Genomic DNA, 21,133 nt, shown 5'->3' on the forward strand with positions numbered 1-21,133 from the left:
CTTTTGGACGATATCATACAATATGCAAATAAACCTTAAATTAGTATAAAAAAGCCTAGGTTGCTAATTTCTCCTTACCTGGCAACCTAAGCCTTATCACATTATAGGACCTTTTCATTTTCTTTATAAAACCTTATGATGGATTGATTTATTCGATACGGATTCTCACCTAGATGATAAATTAATTGAACAGGATGACCAGCTTTATTTCGTAGTTCCTCATATTTTTTACTATGATCTTCAGGAGCATAGGATGTGTTATTCATTCTTTGCCATATTCTCACAGGCAAGTAGGAACTTTCATTGTAAAGTGTAGGAAGGTTTAAAGATGGTACGATTTTTTGATCAACACCATATGCTAACGAGATCTCCTTTATTAATCTCTTATAAAAGAATTTATGCTCTTTTTCATTTTCAAGATGGGCTTGGAGGTCAAGGCAAGGATTCATCATGGCGACAGAACGTATCTTTTCAGGTATTTGTTGCATTAATTGTAACCCTGTTAACCCACCCATTCCATCGACTAAAAGGTGGATACGCTGATTTAAAATTTCTTTTTTCATAACTAAGTGATAAAGCTGTTTTGCCATTGTGACTGAATAAGGACTCCCCCAATGGTTTCCATAAAGATTAGAATGAAAGAGTGTATATCCCTGCTTCATTAAATCTGATATAAGCTGATTTCTTCCATAATGTTGATGCCAAAAGCTGGAGTTTTCATCAACAAAGTCAGATCGATCACCAATGATTAATATTCCAAACCCATTCGGTTTAAATGGTAAATGAATTACATTCCATTCTGTCTCAATCTGAAAAAAGCGTTCCGTAATCGTCATCACTTGCCCACCACCTTTCTCTACTGTGTCATTTTATTTCTATATAATGTATGTCTAACTTTTTAAAAAGAATGGGACTGTATCACGTTTCTTGTAAATATAGACACATCTAAGTGAAAGATTTCTTTCTTTTTCCCAATATTTAACTTAAATAATCACCTTAAAATTCCTTTAGTTTTATTATTTCATGCTGGATATGGAGAGTTTATGAACAATTTAAAAAGGTTCTTTTAATCCTGAAATATTTTGTGATAATATATAATAAGAATTCGTCTGGAAATTGAGGTGAATGGTTTGCGTTTCTTTTGGACATTTTTTTGGGGATTTTTATTAATTCATATGGCGTCATATGTTATTAATAATATGACAGGTGGTCATTACGACTTTATGGCTTCTACCGTTTTATCTGTGATTGCAATCGTTGTCATTTTTCTTATTGCTGAGGCTATTCCTAATGAGCCTGCTGCAAAGCACGATCATCATTAGAAAAGCGTAAACGTCTGCTAGGGCAAATAAGACGATTGGAATAGAAGGTGTTCTTTGCCTTCTATTCTAAATTGGCTAGATCCTAGAGTCAGTCAGCGCTGGAGCTAAGACTTTTTAAAAACAGGATCATTTTTCCCATACATTCTCAATAAATTTGATGATAGTATTAAAATGATTCGACTAAAAAACAAAAAAACCTACTTTTAACAGTAGGTTTTTTTGTTTCATCATCTATTATGGCTTACGCTTATATGTCCATTGACGGTTATGATTTGCTGTTTCTGGGAAACGGTCTCCTGCTTTTAATTTAATTTGACCTGGATTTTTAACATTATCCCCAGTTTCACCTATTTCTACATAAATTCCATTATTCGGTGCTTTTTGTCCTACACGAAAACGATGTTGTTGTCCCATTGTTAACCTCCTCTCATTACATTACTATTAGTATCTCCAGACGGACTATTTTCATGACTGTTTTTAAGGTCTTTACAGGATACCAATCGTATAGTTAAATGGAAAAGGGTTGTAAAAATACATACGGAGGATGAAATATTGGATATTTATTTAATTGTAAAATATATGATTTTAGGGCTTTTTCAAGGATTTACAGAACCAATTCCAATCTCTTCAAGTGGCCATTTAGTATTTGCTCAGCATTTTCTTGGGTTAGAAATTGAGGGGCTATCCTTTGAGTTGCTTGTTAATGCTGCATCACTAATTGCCGTATTAATCATTTATCGAAAAGATTTGGTTCGATTAACTGTTAACGGAGTTCGCTATATTTCTACAAAAGATAAACAATCAAAGAGCGATTTTCGATTTATTATTTATCTCATTATTGCTACAATTCCGGCAGGTGTCATTGGTGTACTGTTCGACGATATCATTTCAGAGCACCTTAAACATATCCGAGTAACGGCCATCACCCTCATTATTACCGGTCTCGCATTATGGATGATTCGTAACCTGCGCGGTCGTAAAAATGATGGGGATTTAACAATAAAAGATGCACTCATCGTTGGGTTTGCCCAAGCAGTAGCGTTAATCCCTGGAATTAGCCGTTCTGGTGCAACAATTGTTGCTGCGATGGCACTAGGAATGAAGCAAGAAACAGCTTTAAGATTCTCGTTTCTTTTATTTATTCCAGTAAGCTTTGGCGGGATGATTTTAAGCATCACTGACTTAATGAGTGATCCTAACATGGACACACTGCTCATTCCATATATTATTGCTTTTATTGCCTCACTCATTACCTCGTATTTTTCTTTAAAATGGTTTATGAATATTATGGCAAAAGGAAATTTAAAATATTTCTCTTTTTACTGTTTTATCGTTGGGATCTTAGTGTTTCTTTTTGCTTAAAACGGAACGCGGGGACAGGTTCCTCGTCCCAATGGGACAGGGAACCTGTCCCCGCGTCTCTTTATGAAAGTAATTTTTTTAGTAATGCCTTTTGAACATGAAGTCTGTTTTCTGCTTGTTCAAAAACAGCTGAGTGTTCACCGTCAATAATCGATGCTGTTACTTCCTCTTCACGATGAGCAGGTAAGCAGTGTAAGAAATGATAATCATCTTTAGCATGTTGTACAAGTTGGTCATTCACTTGAAAATCTTTAAATGCAACCAAACGCTCTTGCTGTTCACTTTCTTGCCCCATGCTTGCCCAAACATCTGTATAGATGATATCAGCATCTTTAACTGCCTCAATTGGATCATAAGTAATTGTTATCATTGCACCTGTTTCTTCTGCAAGCTTTTGAGCTTTTGCTACAACCTCCGCATTCGGTTCATAGCCCTTTGGACATCCTAATGAGAAGTCCATTCCTACTTTTGCTGCTGCAATCATTAATGAATGTGCAACATTATTTCCATCTCCTAAGTATGCCGTTTTCACACCTTCAAACGTTCCTTTTAGACGATAAATGGTCTTTAAGTCTGCAAGTGCCTGACATGGATGGAAGAGATCAGTTAATCCATTGATAACAGGGATGCTTGCATGTTTAGCTAATTCTTCAATTTTATCATGACCAAATGTACGAATCATAATAGCATCAACATAACCAGACAATACTTTAGCTGTATCTGATACAGGTTCACCTCTACCTAATTGTAGATCTTGACTACTTAAAAATAGGGCATGACCTCCTAATTGAAGCATTCCTGTTTCAAAAGATACACGTGTTCTTGTAGACGATTTTTCAAAAATCATCGCAAGTGTTTTTCCTTGTAGTACAGGTTGAAGTGGATTTTCTTCTAAATCAAAAGCTTCTTTTATTATTGCAAGAATTTCCTCCTTGCTATAATCAAGAAGGGTTAAAAAATCACGTTTTTTAACAGCCGTTTTATTTTTCACATTAATACTCATCCCAATCACTACCTTCCCTAGCTCATCAATCTTATTGGTTCTTCACCAATGATTTCGTATATTCCTGAATTGAGGATACCTTATCATCAGCTGATGAAACAGCCTCTAAACAAGCGTAAAATGTTGCAAGATTTGTAAATAATAGCATGCCTTTTTCAATCGCCTGTTGACGTGCTAATTTCGCTTCATTGCTGTCAATTAATGAAACGAAAATACCTTTTTCACCCTCAACCCATGCTTCAAAATGATCTGTTACAACGTCAAGTCCTGCTTCTTTAGTTGTTTTTTCTGCTTTTTCATTTTTCACATCGAAAAAGACACTACATACATTTTCTAGATCCTTCTTGAAAATTTTTCGGTAAACAGTCTCTAAACTATTGCCAACACACATCCCTTCACCAGTAGCCTTCATTTCAGGCCCTAGTGTAATATCGACATCATGTAAAGCATGGCTAGAGAACACTGGGTATTTCACAGCAACCATATTATTAGGCTCAGAAGGTGTGATGTCTAGTTCCGTAATTTTTTTACCACACAATAAGTGAGTAGCATGCTTAATAATAGAGATTCCTGTTACTTTACTAATGATTGGCGCTGTTCTACTTGCCCGCGGATTTACTTCAAGAATATAAATGGTGCCGCCATTCACTAAAAATTGAATATTCATGATCCCACGGTAATTTAGTCTTTTCACTAATGAGCGTGCATACTTTGCAATTACCTGTTTATTTTCATCTGTCAGGTGCTGAGAAGGAAGAATGGCTAAGCTATCTCCTGAATGAACACCGGCAGGCTCAACATGCTCAATATAAGTTGGAATAAATGCATCGTGGCCGTCTGAGATAAGATCAATTTCTCCCTCAAGCCCTTGAACGAACTGATCAATCAGAACCGGATAGATCATATTTGTATTTTCTGCAAGCAACTTCTCTAATGTTTCTTCATTATGAACAACGACCATGCCTTTTCCACCGATTACGTATGATGGTCTTAGCAGCATTGGGAAACCTATTTCTTTTGCCCCTTTTAATGCTTCCTCTGCATTGTTCGCTGTTAATCCAGCTGCATGAGGGATCGATAATTCATCTAATAAGTGATAGAACTTGTCACGATCCTCTAGCCAATCCAGTGTCTCAGTATCTGTTCCTAGCAGTTTTACACCAGCAGATTCTAATTGTTCAGCTAGATTAATGGCTGTCTGTCCACCATATTGGACAATGACAGAATCAATTCCCTCGGAATCAACGATATTTAATACATGTTCAAGTGTGATTGGCTCAAAGTACAGTCTGTCTGCTGTTTCAAAGTCAGTACTAACTGTTTCCGGGTTATTATTAATCATAATGGCTTCATAGCCTAATTGCTTTAGTGCCTTAATTCCATGGACAGCACTATAGTCGAATTCAATTCCTTGACCGATACGAATTGGTCCTGACCCAATAATTAGGATTTTCTTGTTGTCCGATAATTCCGGCTGCTCATTTTCTCCAAAGTATGTTGAGTAAAAATAGTTTGTACGAGCTTCAAATTCAGCTGCACATGTATCAACATATTTATAGGAAGCTTTTACGCCTGCATTAAGTCTTGCTTTTCTCACTTCTGCTTCAGGTGCATGTAGTAAGAATGCAATTGTTTTATCTGAAAATCCTTTTTCCTTTACCTTCACAATAAATTCATCATCAAGTGTTGAGAGGTTTTTTTCTTGAATTTGCTTTTCTAAATCAATGATATGTTGGAAGATCGAAAGGAAATAAATATCCATTTCTGTTTGATGATGGATTTCCTGAATCGAAACCCCTTTTCTTAGCAGCTCCATCACAGCAAAGAAGCGACGATCATCTGTTTTATTCATTAACGTCTTTAACTCATCAAGAGATAAAGCTTTTAGTTCTGGTAAATGTGTGCCGATATTGTCTAGCTCTAATGAGTCACAAGCCTTTTGAATAGCCGCTTCAAGATTTCGTTCGATCGCCATAACTTCGCCTGTTGCCTTCATTTTTGTTCCAAGCTTACGATCTGCTTTATTAAACTTGTCAAAAGGCCATCTTGGGAATTTGACGACAACATAATCAAGAGCTGGCTCAAAGCTGGCATACGTACTCATCGTTAACGGATTTTTTAGTTCCTCTAATGTATATCCTACTGCAAGCTTTGCAGCAATTTTAGCAATTGGATAACCAGTAGCCTTTGATGCTAAAGCAGATGATCTGCTGACCCGTGGATTTACTTCAATTACGTAGTATTGCTTGCTTTTTGGATCTAAAGCTAACTGAATGTTACATCCACCGATCACACCAAGAGCTGAAACGATCTTAACTGCTGCGCTTCTTAGCATATGGTAATCCTGGTCTGTTAACGTTTGTGATGGCGCAACAACGATTGAGTCTCCTGTATGAACCCCAACCGGGTCAATGTTTTCCATATTACATACAGAAATACAAGTCCCTTTATGATCTCGAATCATTTCATATTCTACTTCTTTAAATCCTGCAATGCTTTTTTCAATCAAACATTGGGTAATCGGACTTGCTTGCAGCCCACTTCTTACAAGCTTTTTAAACTCTTCAAGATTTGAGGCAATTCCTCCGCCTTTCCCTCCCAGTGTATAGGCAGGTCGTATAATGATTGGAAAACCTATTTTCTTAGAAAATTCAAGTGCTTCCTCTAATGTGGTGACAATTGAACTCTCTGGAATTGGTTCATTTAAATCATACATCAATTGGCGGAATTCGTTACGGTCTTCTCCTTTACGGATCGATTCGATTGAAGTTCCAAGCAATTGAACACCATATTTTTCTAAAACACCTGCTTCATGAAGCTCCATTGCCAGGTTAAGCCCTGTTTGGCCACCCAAAGATGCGAGTAAGCCATCTGGTTTTTCTTTGTCGATAATCTTTGTTAAACTTTCAACTGTCAAAGGTTCAAAATACAAAACATCTGAAAACTCCTCATCCGTCATGATGGTTGCCGGATTGTTATTAACAAGAACAACTTGATAACCTTCTTCTTTTAAGGCAAGGCAGCCTTGTGTTCCTGCATAATCAAATTCTGCAGCCTGCCCAATCACGATTGGACCGGAACCGATGACAACGATTTTCTTGATAGATTGATTTTTAGGCATAAAGTATATCTCCTTTTGCAACTGCGACTAACTCTAAAAATTCATCGAAGATCCATTCACTATCAGAAGGTCCTGGATGTGCCTCAGGATGAAATTGTGCTGTTAAAATTGGTAAACTCACGTGGGATAACCCTTCAATAGAATCATCATTTATATGATAAAAACGCATAGACAAGTCTGTGTTGTTTAAACTCTCTTTTATAACAACATAGCTATGGTTTTGAGAAGTCATGAATACTTTGTTTGTTTTTGTATCAAAAACAGGCTGGTTTGCTCCTCTATGTCCAAATAGCAATTTTGTCGTTTTGGCACCGAAAGAAAGAGCAATCAATTGATGTCCTAAACAAATCCCTAATGTTGGGTAAGCAGATACAATCTCTTTAATTTGAGTAAAGTAGCTTGATAATTGTTCAGGATCTCCAGGTCCATTTGATAATAAGACACCGTCAGGATTTAACTTAGCTACTTGGTCCATCATTTTAAAAGGGACGGTTGTTACTTTGCAGCCTCTATTTAATAAAGATGTAAGAATTGATTTCTTATATCCAAAGTCTACTAAAGCAATATGCTTCTCCCCATTTCCATAGGTTTCAAGCTTATCTGACACCACTTCAAATACTCCGTCCTCGAAAATGGCACATGGCTTGTGATCTAAAGTTGATTTTTCTGTGATCGTAGCAGCCATAGATCCATGTTTTCGGATTTTTTTCACGACTGCACGTGTATCGATGTGATGAATAATTGGAATGTTCCATTTTTGTAAATATTCTTTAAAGCTGTACTGTGCCTCATAATGAGAGTATTGTGATGTACACTCATATATCACAACCGCTTTAACCTGCGGCTTTTTACTTTCATCATCACTTATATTTACACCGTAATTCCCAATTAATGGGTACGTAAATACAACAATTTGGTTTTTATAAGAAGGATCAGTTAACACTTCCTGATATCCTGTCATTCCTGTAAAGAATACGATCTCTCCGTTTATATTCTCAGAAGACCCGTGCTCTAATTCTCCTGTATAGACTGAACCATCCTCTAAATGGAGATATCCTTTCATCTGCTTACACCTCGTTTGTCTTTAATTCTTCTTTATTCATCAATGGATAATTATTAAATAACAAGTATTTTTATTCAATCATTTGTAAAAAAAATGCTCAAATTAATGAGCTCCTACTGAATAGTCCACCGCTTGAAAAACTTCTTCAATCGTTTTAACAGCTGTATCAATCTCTTCATAAGACACTGTTAATGGCGGGAGTAAACGGATGACATTAGGACCAGCTGGCAGAACAAGCAGCTTGTGATTCCTTAGTTGATCAATTAATTGAGAGACTTGTTCTTTACATTCAATCCCAATTAACAATCCCTTTCCGCGAACTTCATTTACTAGTGGATGCTTTCCTACTAAACTATTCAGCTTCCCTATTAAATAGTTACTTTTTTCTTCAACTTCTTTTAAAAATTCTTCCTCTAAAATTGTCTCTAATGTAACTTTTGCTGCAGCCATTGCAATTGGATTACCTCCAAAGGTAGACCCATGGCTTCCAGCTTGAAATGTTTTAATGAGAGATTTTTGACCAATCATCGCTCCAACTGGTAACCCGCTGCCAAGACCTTTAGCAGACGTAATAATGTCAGGCTTAACTTTATAATGTTGATAACCAAATGGTTTTCCGGTTCTCCCGATTCCTGTTTGAACTTCATCTATAATAAGTAATGCACCGATCTTCTTACATGTTTCTGTTATTTTTTGAATAAATTCCTTCTCAGCCGGAATGACGCCGCCTTCACCTTGAACAACTTCAAGCATAATTGCTGCTACATCATTTCCTAGCTCATCTAATGCTTCAACATTATTATATGGCAGGTATTGAAACTTCTCGAGTAAAGGTCCAAAGCCTTGTTGAATTTTTTCCTGCCCAGTTGCTGACATTGTTGCAAAAGTTCTGCCATGGAATGATTGTAAAAACGTAACAATCTTTGTTTTACCAGTATGCTTCCTCGCCAGCTTAATGGCTGCTTCATTCGCTTCAGCTCCACTATTACAGAAAAATACTGCATCTCCGTCACTTGTTTCTACGAGAAGCTTTGCCACTTCTTCTTGAATTGGCTGATGAAATAAATTGGACATATGCCAAAATTTTGTTAGTTGTTCCTGAACAGCATTTGTCACTTCCTCATTTGCATGACCAAGGTTACAAACCGCAATTCCAGAAATAAAGTCTAAATACTTTATATCATTTACATCGGTAACCCAAGAACCCTTTGCTTCTTTAATTGTTACGTCCCAGCGGGCATATGTTGGAAATAAATAACTCATGATGACAGGACCTCCTTTTCACTCACAATTTTGGTTCCCTTAAAAGCATCATTTTCAATAAATGCTTGTTGTCCACTTACAATCATAACTTCCTGGCAAATATCTGAAAGAGTTGCTAAAGCTGATTCAACCTTTGGTATCATTCCGCCTGTAATGACTTCACTTTTGATCAGTTCGTTGATTTGAATCGGTGTTACGGTCTCAATGACTTGCTTTTCTTGATCTAAAATACCTGGTACATCTGTTACAAATAGAAATTTTTCTGCTCCTACAGCATTCGCGATAGCTGCAGCTGCTAAATCGGCATTCACGTTAAGGGTTTGGTGTGTGACAGTGCTCGCAAGTGGCGCTACAACTGGGATATAGCCATTATCCATTAACAAATCTACAGCAGCAGTGTTAACAGATGTTACTTTTCCAACCATCCCCAGGTGTTCCTGGTCCAAGAAGTCCGCTTGCAAAAGATGATCATCAGTTCCGGACAATCCAATAGATTTTAATCCCTTTTGCTTTAATAGGTTTGTTAGTTGCTTGTTTATTTTCCCTGCTAACACCATTTCCGCAACCTCAAGTACCTCTTCCGTTGTTTTACGTTGACCATTGTAGAATTCTGTTTCAATTTTTAAAGCCTTTAGCATATTTGTGATATCCGGTCCGCCACCGTGGACGATCATCACTTTCCAATTTGAAGAAATCAATGCTTTCAAACTATGAAAAAATGACTCTGACAATTGATGAACAGTACTTCCGCCACATTTCAATACAACTGTTTTCGACATAACAATCTCCCTTACGTTCTATAGCTTGCGTTGATTTTCACGTAATCATATGTTAAATCACAGCCCCAGGCTTTTCCTGTTTCATCTCCAACACCGAGGTTAACTGTAATTTTCACCTGTTCCTGCTTTAAGTAAGTTGAGGCCGCTTCCTCTGAGAATGATTGTGGACGATTATCGGTAAATAAACAAATATCCTCTAAGTAAATATCAATTTTCTCAGGCTCCACCTGTGCTTCACTATATCCTACTGCACAAATAATTCTTCCCCAGTTTGCATCAGCTCCGTAAACAGCTGTTTTAACCAGGCTTGATCCCACAATCTTCTTCGCAACAATATTCGCTTCTTGTTTTGTTTTCGCTCCCGTTACTTCTACTTCGATTAGTTTTGTTGCTCCTTCACCATCTTTAGCAATTTGCTTTGCTAACTCTTCGCTAACTAGTTGAAATGCTGCTTTAAAATCATTCCATCCAGGATGATTTTCATTTAACAGCTCATTTTCAGCCTGGCCATTTGCCATTACTAAAACCATATCATTTGTTGAGGTATCACCATCAACTGTAATTTGATTATACGTTTTATCTGTTGTTTTACTTAAAAGTGCTTGAAGTGATGCAGAATCAATTTTTGCATCTGTTGTAACAAAAGAAAGCATCGTTGCCATGTTTGGATGAATCATCCCGGAACCTTTCGCCGCCCCGCCAATGGTAACAGTTTTCCCATCAATTTCAACTTGATAGCACGATGTTTTCATGACCAAATCTGTCGTTAAAATTGCCGTTTGAAAGGCTTCAGCCGCTTCATGTGTTGCTTTAGGTTTTAGCTGCTCAATTCCAGCCCGGATTTTATCCATTTTCAAAAATTCCCCGATCACACCTGTTGAAGCAACCGCCACATATTGAGGTTTTATATTAAACAAACCTGCAGTTCTTTCTCTCATCTCATATGCATCTTTTAAACCTTGTTCTCCTGTACACGCATTAGCATTCGCACTATTAACAACAATCGCTTGAAGCAATCCTTCTTGGGCAATGCTTTCTTGCGTTACTTTTAGTGGAGCTGCTTGGAAATGACTTTGAGTATAAACCGCTGCACAATTTGCTGGTACCTCACTATAAATGACACCTAAGTCATTTCTTGAATACCTTAGTCCAGCATGAACACCGTCAGCGGAAAATCCCTTTGGTGTCACAACAGATCCATTTTCAATTTTCGTAATGGCAGATGTTTCTTTTGCTTGTAGCACTTCTTTTTCCTCCCTGGTTGTCATGATCAAAACTCTTTTACAATGACGTTGGCTTAGTCAATCTGTCCTCTAGCCTGACCATTCCATTTCATCTGCAAAGTAGTCTTTATGGATAAATAGGTGCAAAATACAAGCCGGTTGTTTCCTCATATCCGTTCATTAGGTTGAAATTTTGGACCGCTTGACCTGCTGCACCTTTCATTAAATTATCAATCACTGAAACAATTGTGATTCTGCCTGTTCGTTCATCAAGTTTTAAACCGATATCACAAAAATTGGAACCGTACACTTCCTTCGTTGAAGGAAATACATTTTGCTCTCGGATACGAACAAAAGGCGATTCAGCATAAAAGCTTTTATATAAATCTAGTAATTTTTCTGTTGTATATGATTTTTCTACACTTGCATAAATTGTTGCCATTATTCCACGTGTCATTGGAATTAAATGAGTTGAGAATGAAATAGCACCAACAGCTTCATTTAAAGAGTGAAGTGCTTGCTCAACTTCCGGAACATGCTGATGTTCATGAACCTTATATATTTTCATATTTTCATTTACTTCAGAAAAATGTGTAGTTTGTGATGCATTGCGCCCTGCACCGGATACTCCAGTTTTAGCATCTACAATAATCGATTGCACATCGACGACTTTGTTTTGGACAACAGGAGCCAGACCTAAAATTGTAGCTGTTGGAAAGCAGCCTGGATTTGCAAGAATATTTGCGTTCACAATTTCTTCTTTATTAAGTTCAGACAGCCCGTATACAGCATTTTCTAAAACATCATCAGATACACAAGGTCGTTTATACCAGTGCTCATAAGCTAATCTATCTTTTAATCGCAAGTCACCTGAAAGATCAATAATCCTAACATTTGATCCGAGAAATTGAGGTGTTAAGTTCCTCGAAACTCCTGGCGGTGTTGCAAGAAACAAAAACTGGATTTCATTTTTTATTTCATCAATATTGATATCTCTTAATAGATGATCGCTTAATTGATGGAGATGCGGGAACGAGTTGCTATATGGAACATCCATTTCTGAAGATGAATAAAGGATACATTCTTCTACATGTGGATGATTGGATAATATACGATATAATTCGACTCCACCATATCCTGTGGCTCCGATAATTCCGACTTTCACCAAATCACCTTCTCTTAAATTACTAAATTATTTCTCAATTATAAATATGTATAAAAATAAAATCAAGTGTATAAATACTATTTTTGCAAATTTTTCAAAAAAATCTTGATAACGAAAGAGAAATCAGGCAACAACAGGGATGACCATGACATTATATATATACATTTAATTGCATAAAAAATTTGAAAATTGAATAGTGATAACAAAATGCTGGATTTTAGTATCTAAGGACAATAAAAAAGAGTAACTCCTTATACATTGATACTTCCCTATAACCTCCAGGTTGATTTGTATCATTTGTATATGAGTTACTCTTACTTGTTTTTATTGAATACCTAATGCGATTTTTGCAATTCTTGACATTCTATCTTTTGACCACGGCGGACTCCACACGATATTTACTTCTGAACTTTTCACTTCTGGTATATCTTGAAGAGCTACTTTGATTTGTTCAACAATCGTCGCTGCAAGAGGACATCCCATTGAAGTAAGGGTCATCGTTACAATTGTATGTCCCTCTTCATCCATTTCCACATCGTAAACTAAACCAAGATTGACAATGTCTACACCAAGTTCCGGGTCGACAACCGTTTCTAATGCGCCATAAATATTATCTTTTAATAATTCATCCATTTCTTAAACACTCCTTTCCTTATTTAAGTTATTTCGTACTTTGAGTATAGTAAATGTATCCTGTCAAAGAAAGTATTCTGCTTTTCTTATCCATTATAGATACTTTTCAAACCACTCAACTAATGCTAAAACACCTTCTCTTGATACTTTATGATCTGCTAATTGATCTACAATAAACCGAAGTTTTTCTGGCTCATTTTCATACATTGGGACAATATCCTTATAAAATTGATACGTTGGAGCAAACGGGACAACTTGGTCGCGCTCACCATGCCAAAAAAGCAATGGTCGATGATGAAGCTTTTCTTTTTGAAGACTTAAATCATAGGACGCTAGTAATGAGAGCTGCTCCTCAATCTCTTCAGGAGAAAGTGGTATTTCCACACCACTTTGCTTTAATGCATCAAGCTGCCTGTTCAATAATTCTGTATAACAAGGACTTCCCATTAAGCTAACAGCTGCTTTTATCCAATCGTATTGGGTAAGTGAACCTAGAGTCGTTATCCCACCCATTGACGTCCCGGCAAGGCCAATTCGCTTTGAATCAATCCATTGTTTTTGCTCAAAGTACTCCTTAATTTTATTTACTTCGCTTATTTCATTTAAAACGATTTTCCAAAATCGAAATGATAATTCTTTCTTAGTATGTTGCTCACTTCTTTCACCATGATACAACGCCTCTGGTAATGCAACCCTAAAGCCTTTTTCAGCTAAATAATAGGCAAAATGAAGATTATTTTCCTTGGCACTCGTAAAACCGTGAATAAACATGACGAAAGGTGTTTTTATATCTCTTAACGACTCTTTCACAACATGTAATGTCGGAATTCCCTCTATATGTAATTTTTCTACAATAATCAAACAAAAGCGCCTCCCTAGTTATTTTCCCACTAAATTAGTGTAACATGTAGACATAAAACTTGGAAAAAAGATACACTAATAAAGAAAAGCGGAAGCGACCGGTTAGCGACGTATGAACTGGAGCACTCCGTATGAGATAAAGCGAGACTACCATTAGAGACGCTCTTTCCTCTAATGGATAGCGAGACTTATCCGACTTTTTAGGTCGGGAAAAGGAAACACGAAGAGCGCAAGCGTCGATGTTGACTTATCGTAAGGAGGAGTGTGAAGTTCACTAGGCGCTGGTCGCTGGAGCTAGACACCACACTTGGTTAGAACAGTTTTGCTTCTTACTCCATAGAAAAGCGGAAGCGACCGGTTAGCGACGTATGAACTAAAGCAACAAAATTTTTTGTAAAAAGGAGACGTTATGGATACAAAACCTTATTTAATCGCTTTAGATTTAGATGGGACACTTTTAAAAGATGATAAGACCATTTCAGCTTATAACAAAGACATTATTAAAAAAGCTAAGGAAGCTGGTCATATTGTTTGTATCGCAACAGGAAGACCATTCCGTTCAAGCTCCATTTACTATGAAGAATTAGAATTAACTACACCAATCGTTAACTTTAATGGTGCATATGTTCATCATCCTAAAGACCAAGATTGGGGAACTTATCATACTACACTTGATTTAGAAGTAGTGAAAGAAATTATTAATGTCGCCGAAGAGCATAATCTACATAATGTATTAGCTGAGATTGTTGATGATGTGTACTTCCATTATCATGATGAAAAGCTAATTGATGTTTTTAGCATGGGACATCCAGATATAAAGATTGGAGATTTACGTAAAAACCTAGGTGAAGACGTAACAAGTATCCTCATTCATGCAGCTGAAGAAGATGTTGAAAAAATAAGAACTTATTTATCAGATGTTCATGCTGAAGTCGTCGACCATAGAAGATGGGCTGCACCTTGGCATGTGATTGAGATTATTCGAGCAGGTATGAATAAAGCGATTGGATTACAAAAAATTGCTTCCTACTATAATATCCCCCAAGATCGTATTATCGCCTTTGGTGATGAAGATAATGATCTAGAAATGCTCCAATACGCAGGGCATGGAGTTGCAATGGGAAATGCAATTGATGAGCTAAAAAAAGTAGCAAATAAAAAAACAAAAACAAATGAAGAAGATGGTATCGCTCATTACTTAAAAGAAGTTTTATCCCTTTAAAGTGACCAAAATCTCAAACAAAATAGATACATATTGCCATTTATATTATTTGTTGTATCGCACAAAATAATCTTGACGTAAGCAAAATAGCGTCAACATCCTAAAGGGGGGCTTTTTCAATGGGTAAACGTAACAAATCAAAACGTTTTGTACAACAAGGCAAAGATACAGTTACTAAGCACGATGAGAGGTTCCCTTACCATTCAACACTATCTGAATCAGAACAAAAGATGAGTAAAACTGACGACAGCATGCTTGGAGGTTTTTAAATGAGCAACCAATTATTCCAACAAGCACGTGAAGCTGTCGCCTATGCAAATTCAGTTGCTTCAGGCTCAGTGCAGGGTGATAAAAATAATGCAGTTATGAAAGCAAAAAACGCCCTATCATCAGCATTTACAAATAGTACAGATGCTGAGAGAGCGCAATTAAGAGAGTTTCAACAAATGATTGACTCTATATAAGCTTCAGTTTATATGGACTGACCTTCATTCTAATTGTCTGAAGGGACAGTCCATTCCTTTTCTATTGTGAGATTTTCGGACTTATGAGATAAAATAGAAACCTTTGCCTTATATTGTCCGGGAGGCAAGTTTTCATGCTGCCATGTTTCTTCCCACTCCATACTTTCCCCAGCCTTGATTAAGGCCGATTCGAGTGCTTGTGAAAACATCTTTCCCTTTGAATAGGTATACACTTCCTCATCTTTATCATTCGTTACGATAATTTCATATTTTTGACCGCTATGGAATTCCAGCTTCTTCAACTGATCTGATTGATTTGTTAAGGAAATGACAAATTGGGTTTCTTTTGTTAATGGCATAACATAAAAATCTAACTTCAACTCATTACTCATGACTTCTTGCACCTCCACCTCTTGATCTATCTCTTCTGCATTGCCTTTGTTTTCAACAGAACAACCAGAAAGAACCGACAATATCAACATAAAAAACATGAATGAATATCTCATTTCATACCTATTCCTTTCTAAAGAAGCCAAAAATCCCTGTTGTTTGAACAATATTAGTAAATGCATTCGGATCTTCTTCCTTAATAATTTTTTCAAGGTCATATAGTTCATATCTTGTAATAACAATAATAAGCATATCTTTTGGTTCATTCGTAAATGCACCCTTTGCAGGGATCATCGTTATCCCTCTAACCAAACGAGAATGAATGGCTTTTTTTAATGAATCAGCCTTTTTTGTAACGATCATAGCCGTTAATTTCGCATGTCTTGTATGAATGGCATCAATGACCCTTGTTGACACATAAAGAGCTACAAGTGTATACAACGCTTTTTCCCATCCATATAATAAACCAGCTGTAAGAATGATGATCGAATTAAATAAAAAGAAATATGTCCCAACCGGCTTATCTTTCATTCTGGAAAGGATCATGGCAATAATATCCAAACCACCTGTTGAGGCTCCATATTTCAAGGTAATACCAACCCCAACAGCAACAATTACACCGCCAAACACAGCATTTAATAAAATATCCTCTGAAAATGAATGCAAAGGAACAATTCCTAAAAAAAACGTTGTTGCTGCAACACTTAAGAAGCTATATAGAGTAAAGGACTTACCTACTTTTAACCATCCTAAAATGGCAACGGGTATATTCAAGAGTAATAATAACACACCAGTAGAAATAAAAAATGGTGAATACTCCTCTAGTATACTGGAAAGAAGCTGCGCTATTCCTGTAAAACCACTTGCATATACATTTGCAGGAATTAAAAACATATTCAATCCAACAGCATTTAAAAAAGCACCAATGATGACAACGATGATCTTCATCGTTTCATTTTTAAGCATCTATTTTCCTCCTATTTGTATGTGTCTCTAATTACTGATCTAAAAAACAGAAAGAACATAATTATCTACTTGCTCTAGTTTTTCCCAACTTTGCAGCATTTGAATACAAAGATTGTTTTTTACCCCTGGAATGATAAAGCGAGACTTTCATCAGTGGGTTTTATCTTTATACCCCACTGATGGTGTGCTGAGACTTATCACGCTCAAAACGCCACATCCTGTCCTTCGTCGAATCTTGACGGGCAGTTATCCCCCACCTATCTTCTTTGTTTTTCTAGAATCTTGAGATAGGGTTTTACTGCCCGTTAAGAATGGGATAAACTAAACATAAATAGCCTGTTTTACACATAACGGCAATTGACCCATATTTTGAGTTTAATGAGGTGTTAAAATGAATGTTCACATTTTAGCTGACAGTGCTTCAGATTTACCAATTGAGTTTTTCGAAGATCATTCTGTGACATTTCTCCCTTTAAGTGTTGATATCGAAGGGAAACAGCTAGAGGATCAAAAGGAAATTAAGCCAAAAGAAATCTATGATTCCATGCGAGCTGGAACAGTAGTGAAGACCTCACAAATTTCACCTTCTTTATTTAAAGATGTATTTACAGACCTTGCTAAAAAAGGGACTCCTAGCTTATATGTTTGTTTTTCTTCAGAGCTTTCTGGAACGTTTCAAACGGCCATGATGATTCGAAATGAAGTTTTAGAGGAATTTCCGGATTTTGAATTATCTATTATCGATTCAAAATGTGCCTCATTAGGTTGCGGTTTAGCAGTCAAATACGCAGTTGACCTCGCTGGCAGCGGAAAACCACTTTCTGAAATAGAATCAGCTGTAAGAAATTATTGCCAAAAGGTTGAGCATATTTTTACTGTTGATAACTTAGACTACTTAGCCCGTGGCGGGAGAATAAGCAAAACATCTGCATTTGTCGGTGGTTTATTAAATATCAAGCCTCTCCTCCATGTTGAAGATGGAAAACTTGTTCCGCTGGAAAAGATCAGAGGTCGTAAAAAAGTATACAGAAGAATCATTGAAATCATGAAGGAACGCGGTGTGAACCTCGAAAATCAAACAATCGCCATTAGCCATGGTGATGATGTGGAAGCAGCAAATGAAATAAAGGCAATGATTCAAGAGGCATTTTCACCAAAAGAGGTTTATGTGAATCTTGTTGGTGCAGTAATTGGCGCCCATTCCGGACCCGGAACACTCGCGATTTTCTTTTTAAATGATGAGGTATAACACATAGGAGTATTTTTGTTTGGGAATGATAAGCTTACATTCGTTTGAAAGGAGCTTCATCATGCCACATACTAGTGATAATGATAAAAAGGCAAAAGACAACAATGCTAAGCGCCATGAGAAAAATATGATGCGTGAAAAAAATCGCCAAAAGGGCGAAAGACAATATTCTAAAAAAACTGATCATATCTAATAGTGCAAGGCGCTAAGCATTCGCCTGGAGCTAGACACCGAAACTAAGTACAAAACTTATAAATGCTGTGCTAGCGCCTTTGGATGCCGAAGCGCTTACCACAGTTCTTACAATTTATAGTTTTCCAAACAGGTAAAAAAGGGTGATTCTTAGAACCGCCCTTTTTGTCTTATTTTAATTTAAAATAATTCATCGTTGACTGCAGGTCATCTGTAAGCTTTCTTAAAGTTTCAACCTTATCGACGATTTTTTCAAAAGCAGAAAGCTGCTCTGTCGTAGAGGCGGAAATTTCTTCATTTCCTGCTGCTGTTTCTTCCACCACCGCACTAATACTTTCCACACTATTTAAAACCTGTTCACCAAACTGTTTAGAGATATTCATTCCATCTACTAAAGAAGCAAGTCTTGTCATCATTTCATCTACTCGATTTTCGATCTTTCTAAATGCTTCAGTTGTTGTATTCATAGACTGTTGCTGATCATTTGCAATAGATACCCCAGTTTGAACGGCTTGTCTAATATCAGAGATGCCTTCTTTAATTTTAGCAACCATATCAAAGATATGCTTTGTTGAATTAGTTGCTTCCTCAGCTAATTTTCGAACCTCGTCTGCTACAACCGCAAATCCTTTTCCAGCCTCTCCAGCTCGTGCGGCTTCAATCGCTGCGTTTAGGGCTAACAAGTTTGTTTGATCAGCTATGCCAGAAACGGTTTTGGCCATATCCTCAATTTCAGTTGTATATTCCGCAAATGTCTTCGTTGCTGCATCTATTTGTTGACTTGTTTGCTGATTTTTCACCATCAATGTACGCTGAACTTCAATGGCCCCTTGTCCATCAGTAATTACTGATACAACCTCTGTTCCAAATGAAACCGATTCTTCCGATGTACGCACATTTTCCTTAAATTTATTGTCCATTTTTTCAATTAATGTCACAGCATCTTGTAAATCATTAGATATGCTTTGCGTACCAATTGACATTTCATTTGTAGAAATCGCAACTTGGTTTGTTATCGCTGTTAACCCCTTATTTTCTGCTTCTAAATCTTTTGCGAAGCTTTCCACATTTTTACTCGCTGTTTCAATTGAGAATAATAATTCTTTTAATTGCTCTACCATTTGAGTAAAGGAGATATTTAATGATCCTAATTCATCTTTGCCTTTATATGCAATAGTTTCAACAATAAGATTACCTGAAGCAATTTGTTTTGCATTGTTAGATAGTTGCTTTAGCGGACGAGTAATTGAGTTTGTGATCTTTATTGTGATGAACGTTGATAATCCGATTAAAACAATAATCCCGACAATAGATGAAATGATCACAAACGAAATTTGATTTGCTAATTTTTTTTGTAAAATCGAATATTGTTCATTCGCATATTCGTTTAATAGATGAATATCATTCATTACTCCATTCAAGCGGATAGACTGTCGCTTCGCTTCTGGACCAGCCTTGTCTTCTAACGCAGAATTTGCTTCAATTTCCCACTGCTCATATTTTGATGTAGCCTTTTTTAATGCTTCTACACTTTTTTCATGTATGACTTCCTTTTCAATTTCCGAAAAAAGAGTATGACTTTTCGTTATATTTAATAAAACTTCTTCTTTTTGCGCATCTGTTCCTGTCACAGAAAAGTTGTCTAACCCCTGTTTTGTTGCATTCAACTCAGCTTGAAGCTTTTGAATATTTAATAAAGTGGTGACCTCACCTTGGTTAGATGATTGAATGGAAAGCATATTAAAAATAATGAACGCAATCATAAAAATAGCAATGATCAGTACACTAATTGAGTTAAATAGTATTTTTTTCTTAATCGTCATGTTATCCTCCTAGCTGCCACTTGATAGTTTCGTTTTCCATTCTTCAATTATGTCTTGTTGTTCTTGAGTATATGGAAGTACTCTTAGAGGAGCTAGTCCTATTCCATTGTCCTCTATCCCTAACTCAATATGTCCTGTTTGCACTTTCCCATCTTTCATAAGCTGCTCTGCTAATTGATACATAGCCACATCAACATTTTTTAACATCGAAGTCACAACTGCCTTTTCTGCGTAAAAGTATTGATCACTGTCGACCCCAATTGCGAATACTTTGTTAGCTTGAGCTTCTTTTAACACACCAACACCAGTAAACCCGGCTGCAGCATATAATACATCAGCATCGTTCTGAATCATTTCGCGAGCTAACTTAGCTCCTAATTGATCATTCCCAAAGTCACCTGCATATTTAACATCAACATTTATTGATGGATTAATTGATTTAGCACCTTCTACAAACCCGTTTTCGAATTTATTAATGAGAGGGACATCATCACCGCCAATAAACCCTAATTTATTGGATTTAGTCGTTAATGCAGCAACAACTCCAGCTAAAAAGCTGCCTTGATCTTCCTTGAAGGTAATGGATGTAACATTTTTAAGCTCTGAAACTGCATCTATTAAAATAAATTGCTGCTCCGGATATTTTTGTGCAACCTTTTCAAGATCTTCCTGCACCATAAAACCAAGACCGACAATGATATCGTGATCCGCTTCTACCAGCTCTGTTAAACCATTTTCATAAGTTTCTGATTCCTTTAATTCCCGATAATCAAATCTTATTCCAAGTTCATCTCTCGCTTTTATTAGTCCATTAAATGCTGCATCACTAAAAGATTGATCCCCTAGACCGACATCAGACAGCATAATGCCAATCTTCACCTTTTCATCCACCGCACTAGCTGCTTCTTCCTGTGAGCAACCGGCTAAAATGAGAATAAATAAAAACACCGCCATCGTTGCTATTTTCTTGATGATCATATTAAAACCTCGCTTTAAAACAATTTTTATGCCATTACTTGTATCGACAATAAA

At 36.7% G+C, this 21,133-nt stretch carries 22 protein-coding genes; 7 read left to right on the top strand and 15 right to left on the bottom strand.

The window, feature by feature from the left end; translation table 11 throughout:
- Positions 1 to 101: 101 nt before the first annotated feature.
- Positions 102 to 836, bottom strand: a complete 735-nt coding sequence (locus AC4GZ8_RS23720) for an alpha/beta fold hydrolase (RefSeq protein ID WP_491084352.1) — start codon at positions 834 to 836, stop codon at positions 102 to 104.
- Positions 837 to 1,121: 285 nt separating this feature from the next.
- On the opposite strand from AC4GZ8_RS23720, the gene AC4GZ8_RS23725 reads away from it, so the two are divergent.
- Positions 1,122 to 1,322, top strand: coding sequence for a YjzD family protein (locus tag AC4GZ8_RS23725; RefSeq protein ID WP_491084353.1), 201 nt, complete (start codon positions 1,122 to 1,124; stop codon positions 1,320 to 1,322).
- 234 nt (positions 1,323 to 1,556) lie between these two features.
- Here AC4GZ8_RS23725 and AC4GZ8_RS23730 read toward each other — a convergent pair whose 3' ends face one another.
- Complete coding sequence (locus tag AC4GZ8_RS23730) at positions 1,557 to 1,736, bottom strand: YjzC family protein (RefSeq protein ID WP_026561040.1); 180 nt, start codon at positions 1,734 to 1,736, stop codon at positions 1,557 to 1,559.
- 165 nt (positions 1,737 to 1,901) lie between these two features.
- Here AC4GZ8_RS23730 and AC4GZ8_RS23735 point away from each other — a divergent pair, with 165 nt between their 5' ends.
- Positions 1,902 to 2,684 (top strand): undecaprenyl-diphosphate phosphatase, encoded by a 783-nt coding sequence (locus AC4GZ8_RS23735; protein WP_491084375.1) that lies wholly within the window; start codon positions 1,902 to 1,904, stop codon positions 2,682 to 2,684.
- A gap of 61 nt (positions 2,685 to 2,745) precedes the next feature.
- Here AC4GZ8_RS23735 and argF read toward each other — a convergent pair whose 3' ends face one another.
- From argF to AC4GZ8_RS23780, 9 genes are all read right to left on the bottom strand, one after another.
- Positions 2,746 to 3,681, bottom strand: coding sequence for an ornithine carbamoyltransferase (gene argF / locus AC4GZ8_RS23740; protein WP_491084376.1), 936 nt, complete (start codon positions 3,679 to 3,681; stop codon positions 2,746 to 2,748).
- A 37-nt stretch (positions 3,682 to 3,718) separates the two neighbouring features.
- On the bottom strand, positions 3,719 to 6,808 hold the full coding sequence (gene carB, locus AC4GZ8_RS23745; RefSeq protein WP_491084354.1) for a carbamoyl-phosphate synthase (glutamine-hydrolyzing) large subunit: 3,090 nt from the start codon (positions 6,806 to 6,808) through the stop codon (positions 3,719 to 3,721).
- Complete coding sequence (locus tag AC4GZ8_RS23750; protein ID WP_491084355.1) at positions 6,801 to 7,871, bottom strand: carbamoyl phosphate synthase small subunit; 1,071 nt, start codon at positions 7,869 to 7,871, stop codon at positions 6,801 to 6,803. The genes carB and AC4GZ8_RS23750 overlap by 8 nt, the downstream gene beginning before the upstream one ends.
- A gap of 102 nt (positions 7,872 to 7,973) precedes the next feature.
- On the bottom strand, positions 7,974 to 9,134 hold the full coding sequence (gene argD, locus AC4GZ8_RS23755) for an acetylornithine transaminase (RefSeq protein WP_491084356.1): 1,161 nt from the start codon (positions 9,132 to 9,134) through the stop codon (positions 7,974 to 7,976).
- On the bottom strand, positions 9,131 to 9,913 hold the full coding sequence (gene argB / locus AC4GZ8_RS23760) for an acetylglutamate kinase (RefSeq protein WP_491084357.1): 783 nt from the start codon (positions 9,911 to 9,913) through the stop codon (positions 9,131 to 9,133). The genes argD and argB overlap by 4 nt, the downstream gene beginning before the upstream one ends.
- Before the next feature lie 11 nt (positions 9,914 to 9,924).
- Positions 9,925 to 11,157 (bottom strand): bifunctional ornithine acetyltransferase/N-acetylglutamate synthase, encoded by a 1,233-nt coding sequence (gene argJ, locus AC4GZ8_RS23765; RefSeq protein WP_491084358.1) that lies wholly within the window; start codon positions 11,155 to 11,157, stop codon positions 9,925 to 9,927.
- 106 nt (positions 11,158 to 11,263) lie between these two features.
- Positions 11,264 to 12,301: an N-acetyl-gamma-glutamyl-phosphate reductase gene (gene argC, locus AC4GZ8_RS23770; protein ID WP_491084359.1), complete on the bottom strand. Its 1,038-nt coding sequence runs from the start codon at positions 12,299 to 12,301 to the stop codon at positions 11,264 to 11,266.
- Positions 12,302 to 12,625: 324 nt separating this feature from the next.
- Positions 12,626 to 12,934 carry a metal-sulfur cluster assembly factor gene (locus tag AC4GZ8_RS23775; protein WP_491084360.1) on the bottom strand — a complete coding sequence of 103 codons (309 nt, stop codon included), beginning with the start codon at positions 12,932 to 12,934 and terminating at the stop codon, positions 12,626 to 12,628.
- A 93-nt stretch (positions 12,935 to 13,027) separates the two neighbouring features.
- Entirely contained in the window at positions 13,028 to 13,795 is a 768-nt protein-coding gene (locus tag AC4GZ8_RS23780; protein WP_491084361.1) for an alpha/beta fold hydrolase, read from the bottom strand.
- A gap of 409 nt (positions 13,796 to 14,204) precedes the next feature.
- Here AC4GZ8_RS23780 and AC4GZ8_RS23785 point away from each other — a divergent pair, with 409 nt between their 5' ends.
- The 3 genes from AC4GZ8_RS23785 to AC4GZ8_RS23795 all read left to right on the top strand — a co-directional run bounded on the left by AC4GZ8_RS23785 (position 14,205) and on the right by AC4GZ8_RS23795 (position 15,481).
- Entirely contained in the window at positions 14,205 to 15,017 is an 813-nt protein-coding gene (locus AC4GZ8_RS23785; RefSeq protein ID WP_491084362.1) for a Cof-type HAD-IIB family hydrolase, read from the top strand.
- Positions 15,018 to 15,136: 119 nt separating this feature from the next.
- Positions 15,137 to 15,286 (top strand): hypothetical protein, encoded by a 150-nt coding sequence (locus tag AC4GZ8_RS23790; protein WP_491084363.1) that lies wholly within the window; start codon positions 15,137 to 15,139, stop codon positions 15,284 to 15,286.
- Positions 15,287 to 15,481, top strand: coding sequence for a DUF3813 domain-containing protein (locus AC4GZ8_RS23795; RefSeq protein WP_491084364.1), 195 nt, complete (start codon positions 15,287 to 15,289; stop codon positions 15,479 to 15,481).
- A 29-nt stretch (positions 15,482 to 15,510) separates the two neighbouring features.
- Here the strand turns inward: AC4GZ8_RS23795 and AC4GZ8_RS23800 are convergent, their stop codons facing one another.
- Both AC4GZ8_RS23800 and AC4GZ8_RS23805 read right to left on the bottom strand, forming a co-directional pair.
- Positions 15,511 to 15,987 (bottom strand): BsuPI-related putative proteinase inhibitor, encoded by a 477-nt coding sequence (locus tag AC4GZ8_RS23800; protein WP_491084365.1) that lies wholly within the window; start codon positions 15,985 to 15,987, stop codon positions 15,511 to 15,513.
- A 7-nt stretch (positions 15,988 to 15,994) separates the two neighbouring features.
- Positions 15,995 to 16,837, bottom strand: coding sequence for a YitT family protein (locus tag AC4GZ8_RS23805; protein ID WP_491084366.1), 843 nt, complete (start codon positions 16,835 to 16,837; stop codon positions 15,995 to 15,997).
- A 391-nt stretch (positions 16,838 to 17,228) separates the two neighbouring features.
- Between AC4GZ8_RS23805 and AC4GZ8_RS23810 the strand changes: the two genes are divergently transcribed.
- Positions 17,229 to 18,086, top strand: a complete 858-nt coding sequence (locus AC4GZ8_RS23810; protein ID WP_491084367.1) for a DegV family protein — start codon at positions 17,229 to 17,231, stop codon at positions 18,084 to 18,086.
- Between the two features lie 61 nt (positions 18,087 to 18,147).
- Entirely contained in the window at positions 18,148 to 18,279 is a 132-nt protein-coding gene (locus AC4GZ8_RS23815; RefSeq protein WP_491084368.1) for a DUF3941 domain-containing protein, read from the top strand.
- 169 nt (positions 18,280 to 18,448) lie between these two features.
- Here AC4GZ8_RS23815 and AC4GZ8_RS23820 read toward each other — a convergent pair whose 3' ends face one another.
- Positions 18,449 to 20,101 carry a methyl-accepting chemotaxis protein gene (locus tag AC4GZ8_RS23820; protein ID WP_491084369.1) on the bottom strand — a complete coding sequence of 551 codons (1,653 nt, stop codon included), beginning with the start codon at positions 20,099 to 20,101 and terminating at the stop codon, positions 18,449 to 18,451.
- Positions 20,102 to 20,110: 9 nt separating this feature from the next.
- Positions 20,111 to 21,073, bottom strand: coding sequence for a BMP family lipoprotein (locus AC4GZ8_RS23825; RefSeq protein WP_491084377.1), 963 nt, complete (start codon positions 21,071 to 21,073; stop codon positions 20,111 to 20,113).
- Between the last annotated feature and the right edge of the window lie 60 nt (positions 21,074 to 21,133).

The sequence above is a fragment of the Metabacillus sp. RB-C-LZQ-3-1 genome (genome assembly GCF_058315175.1).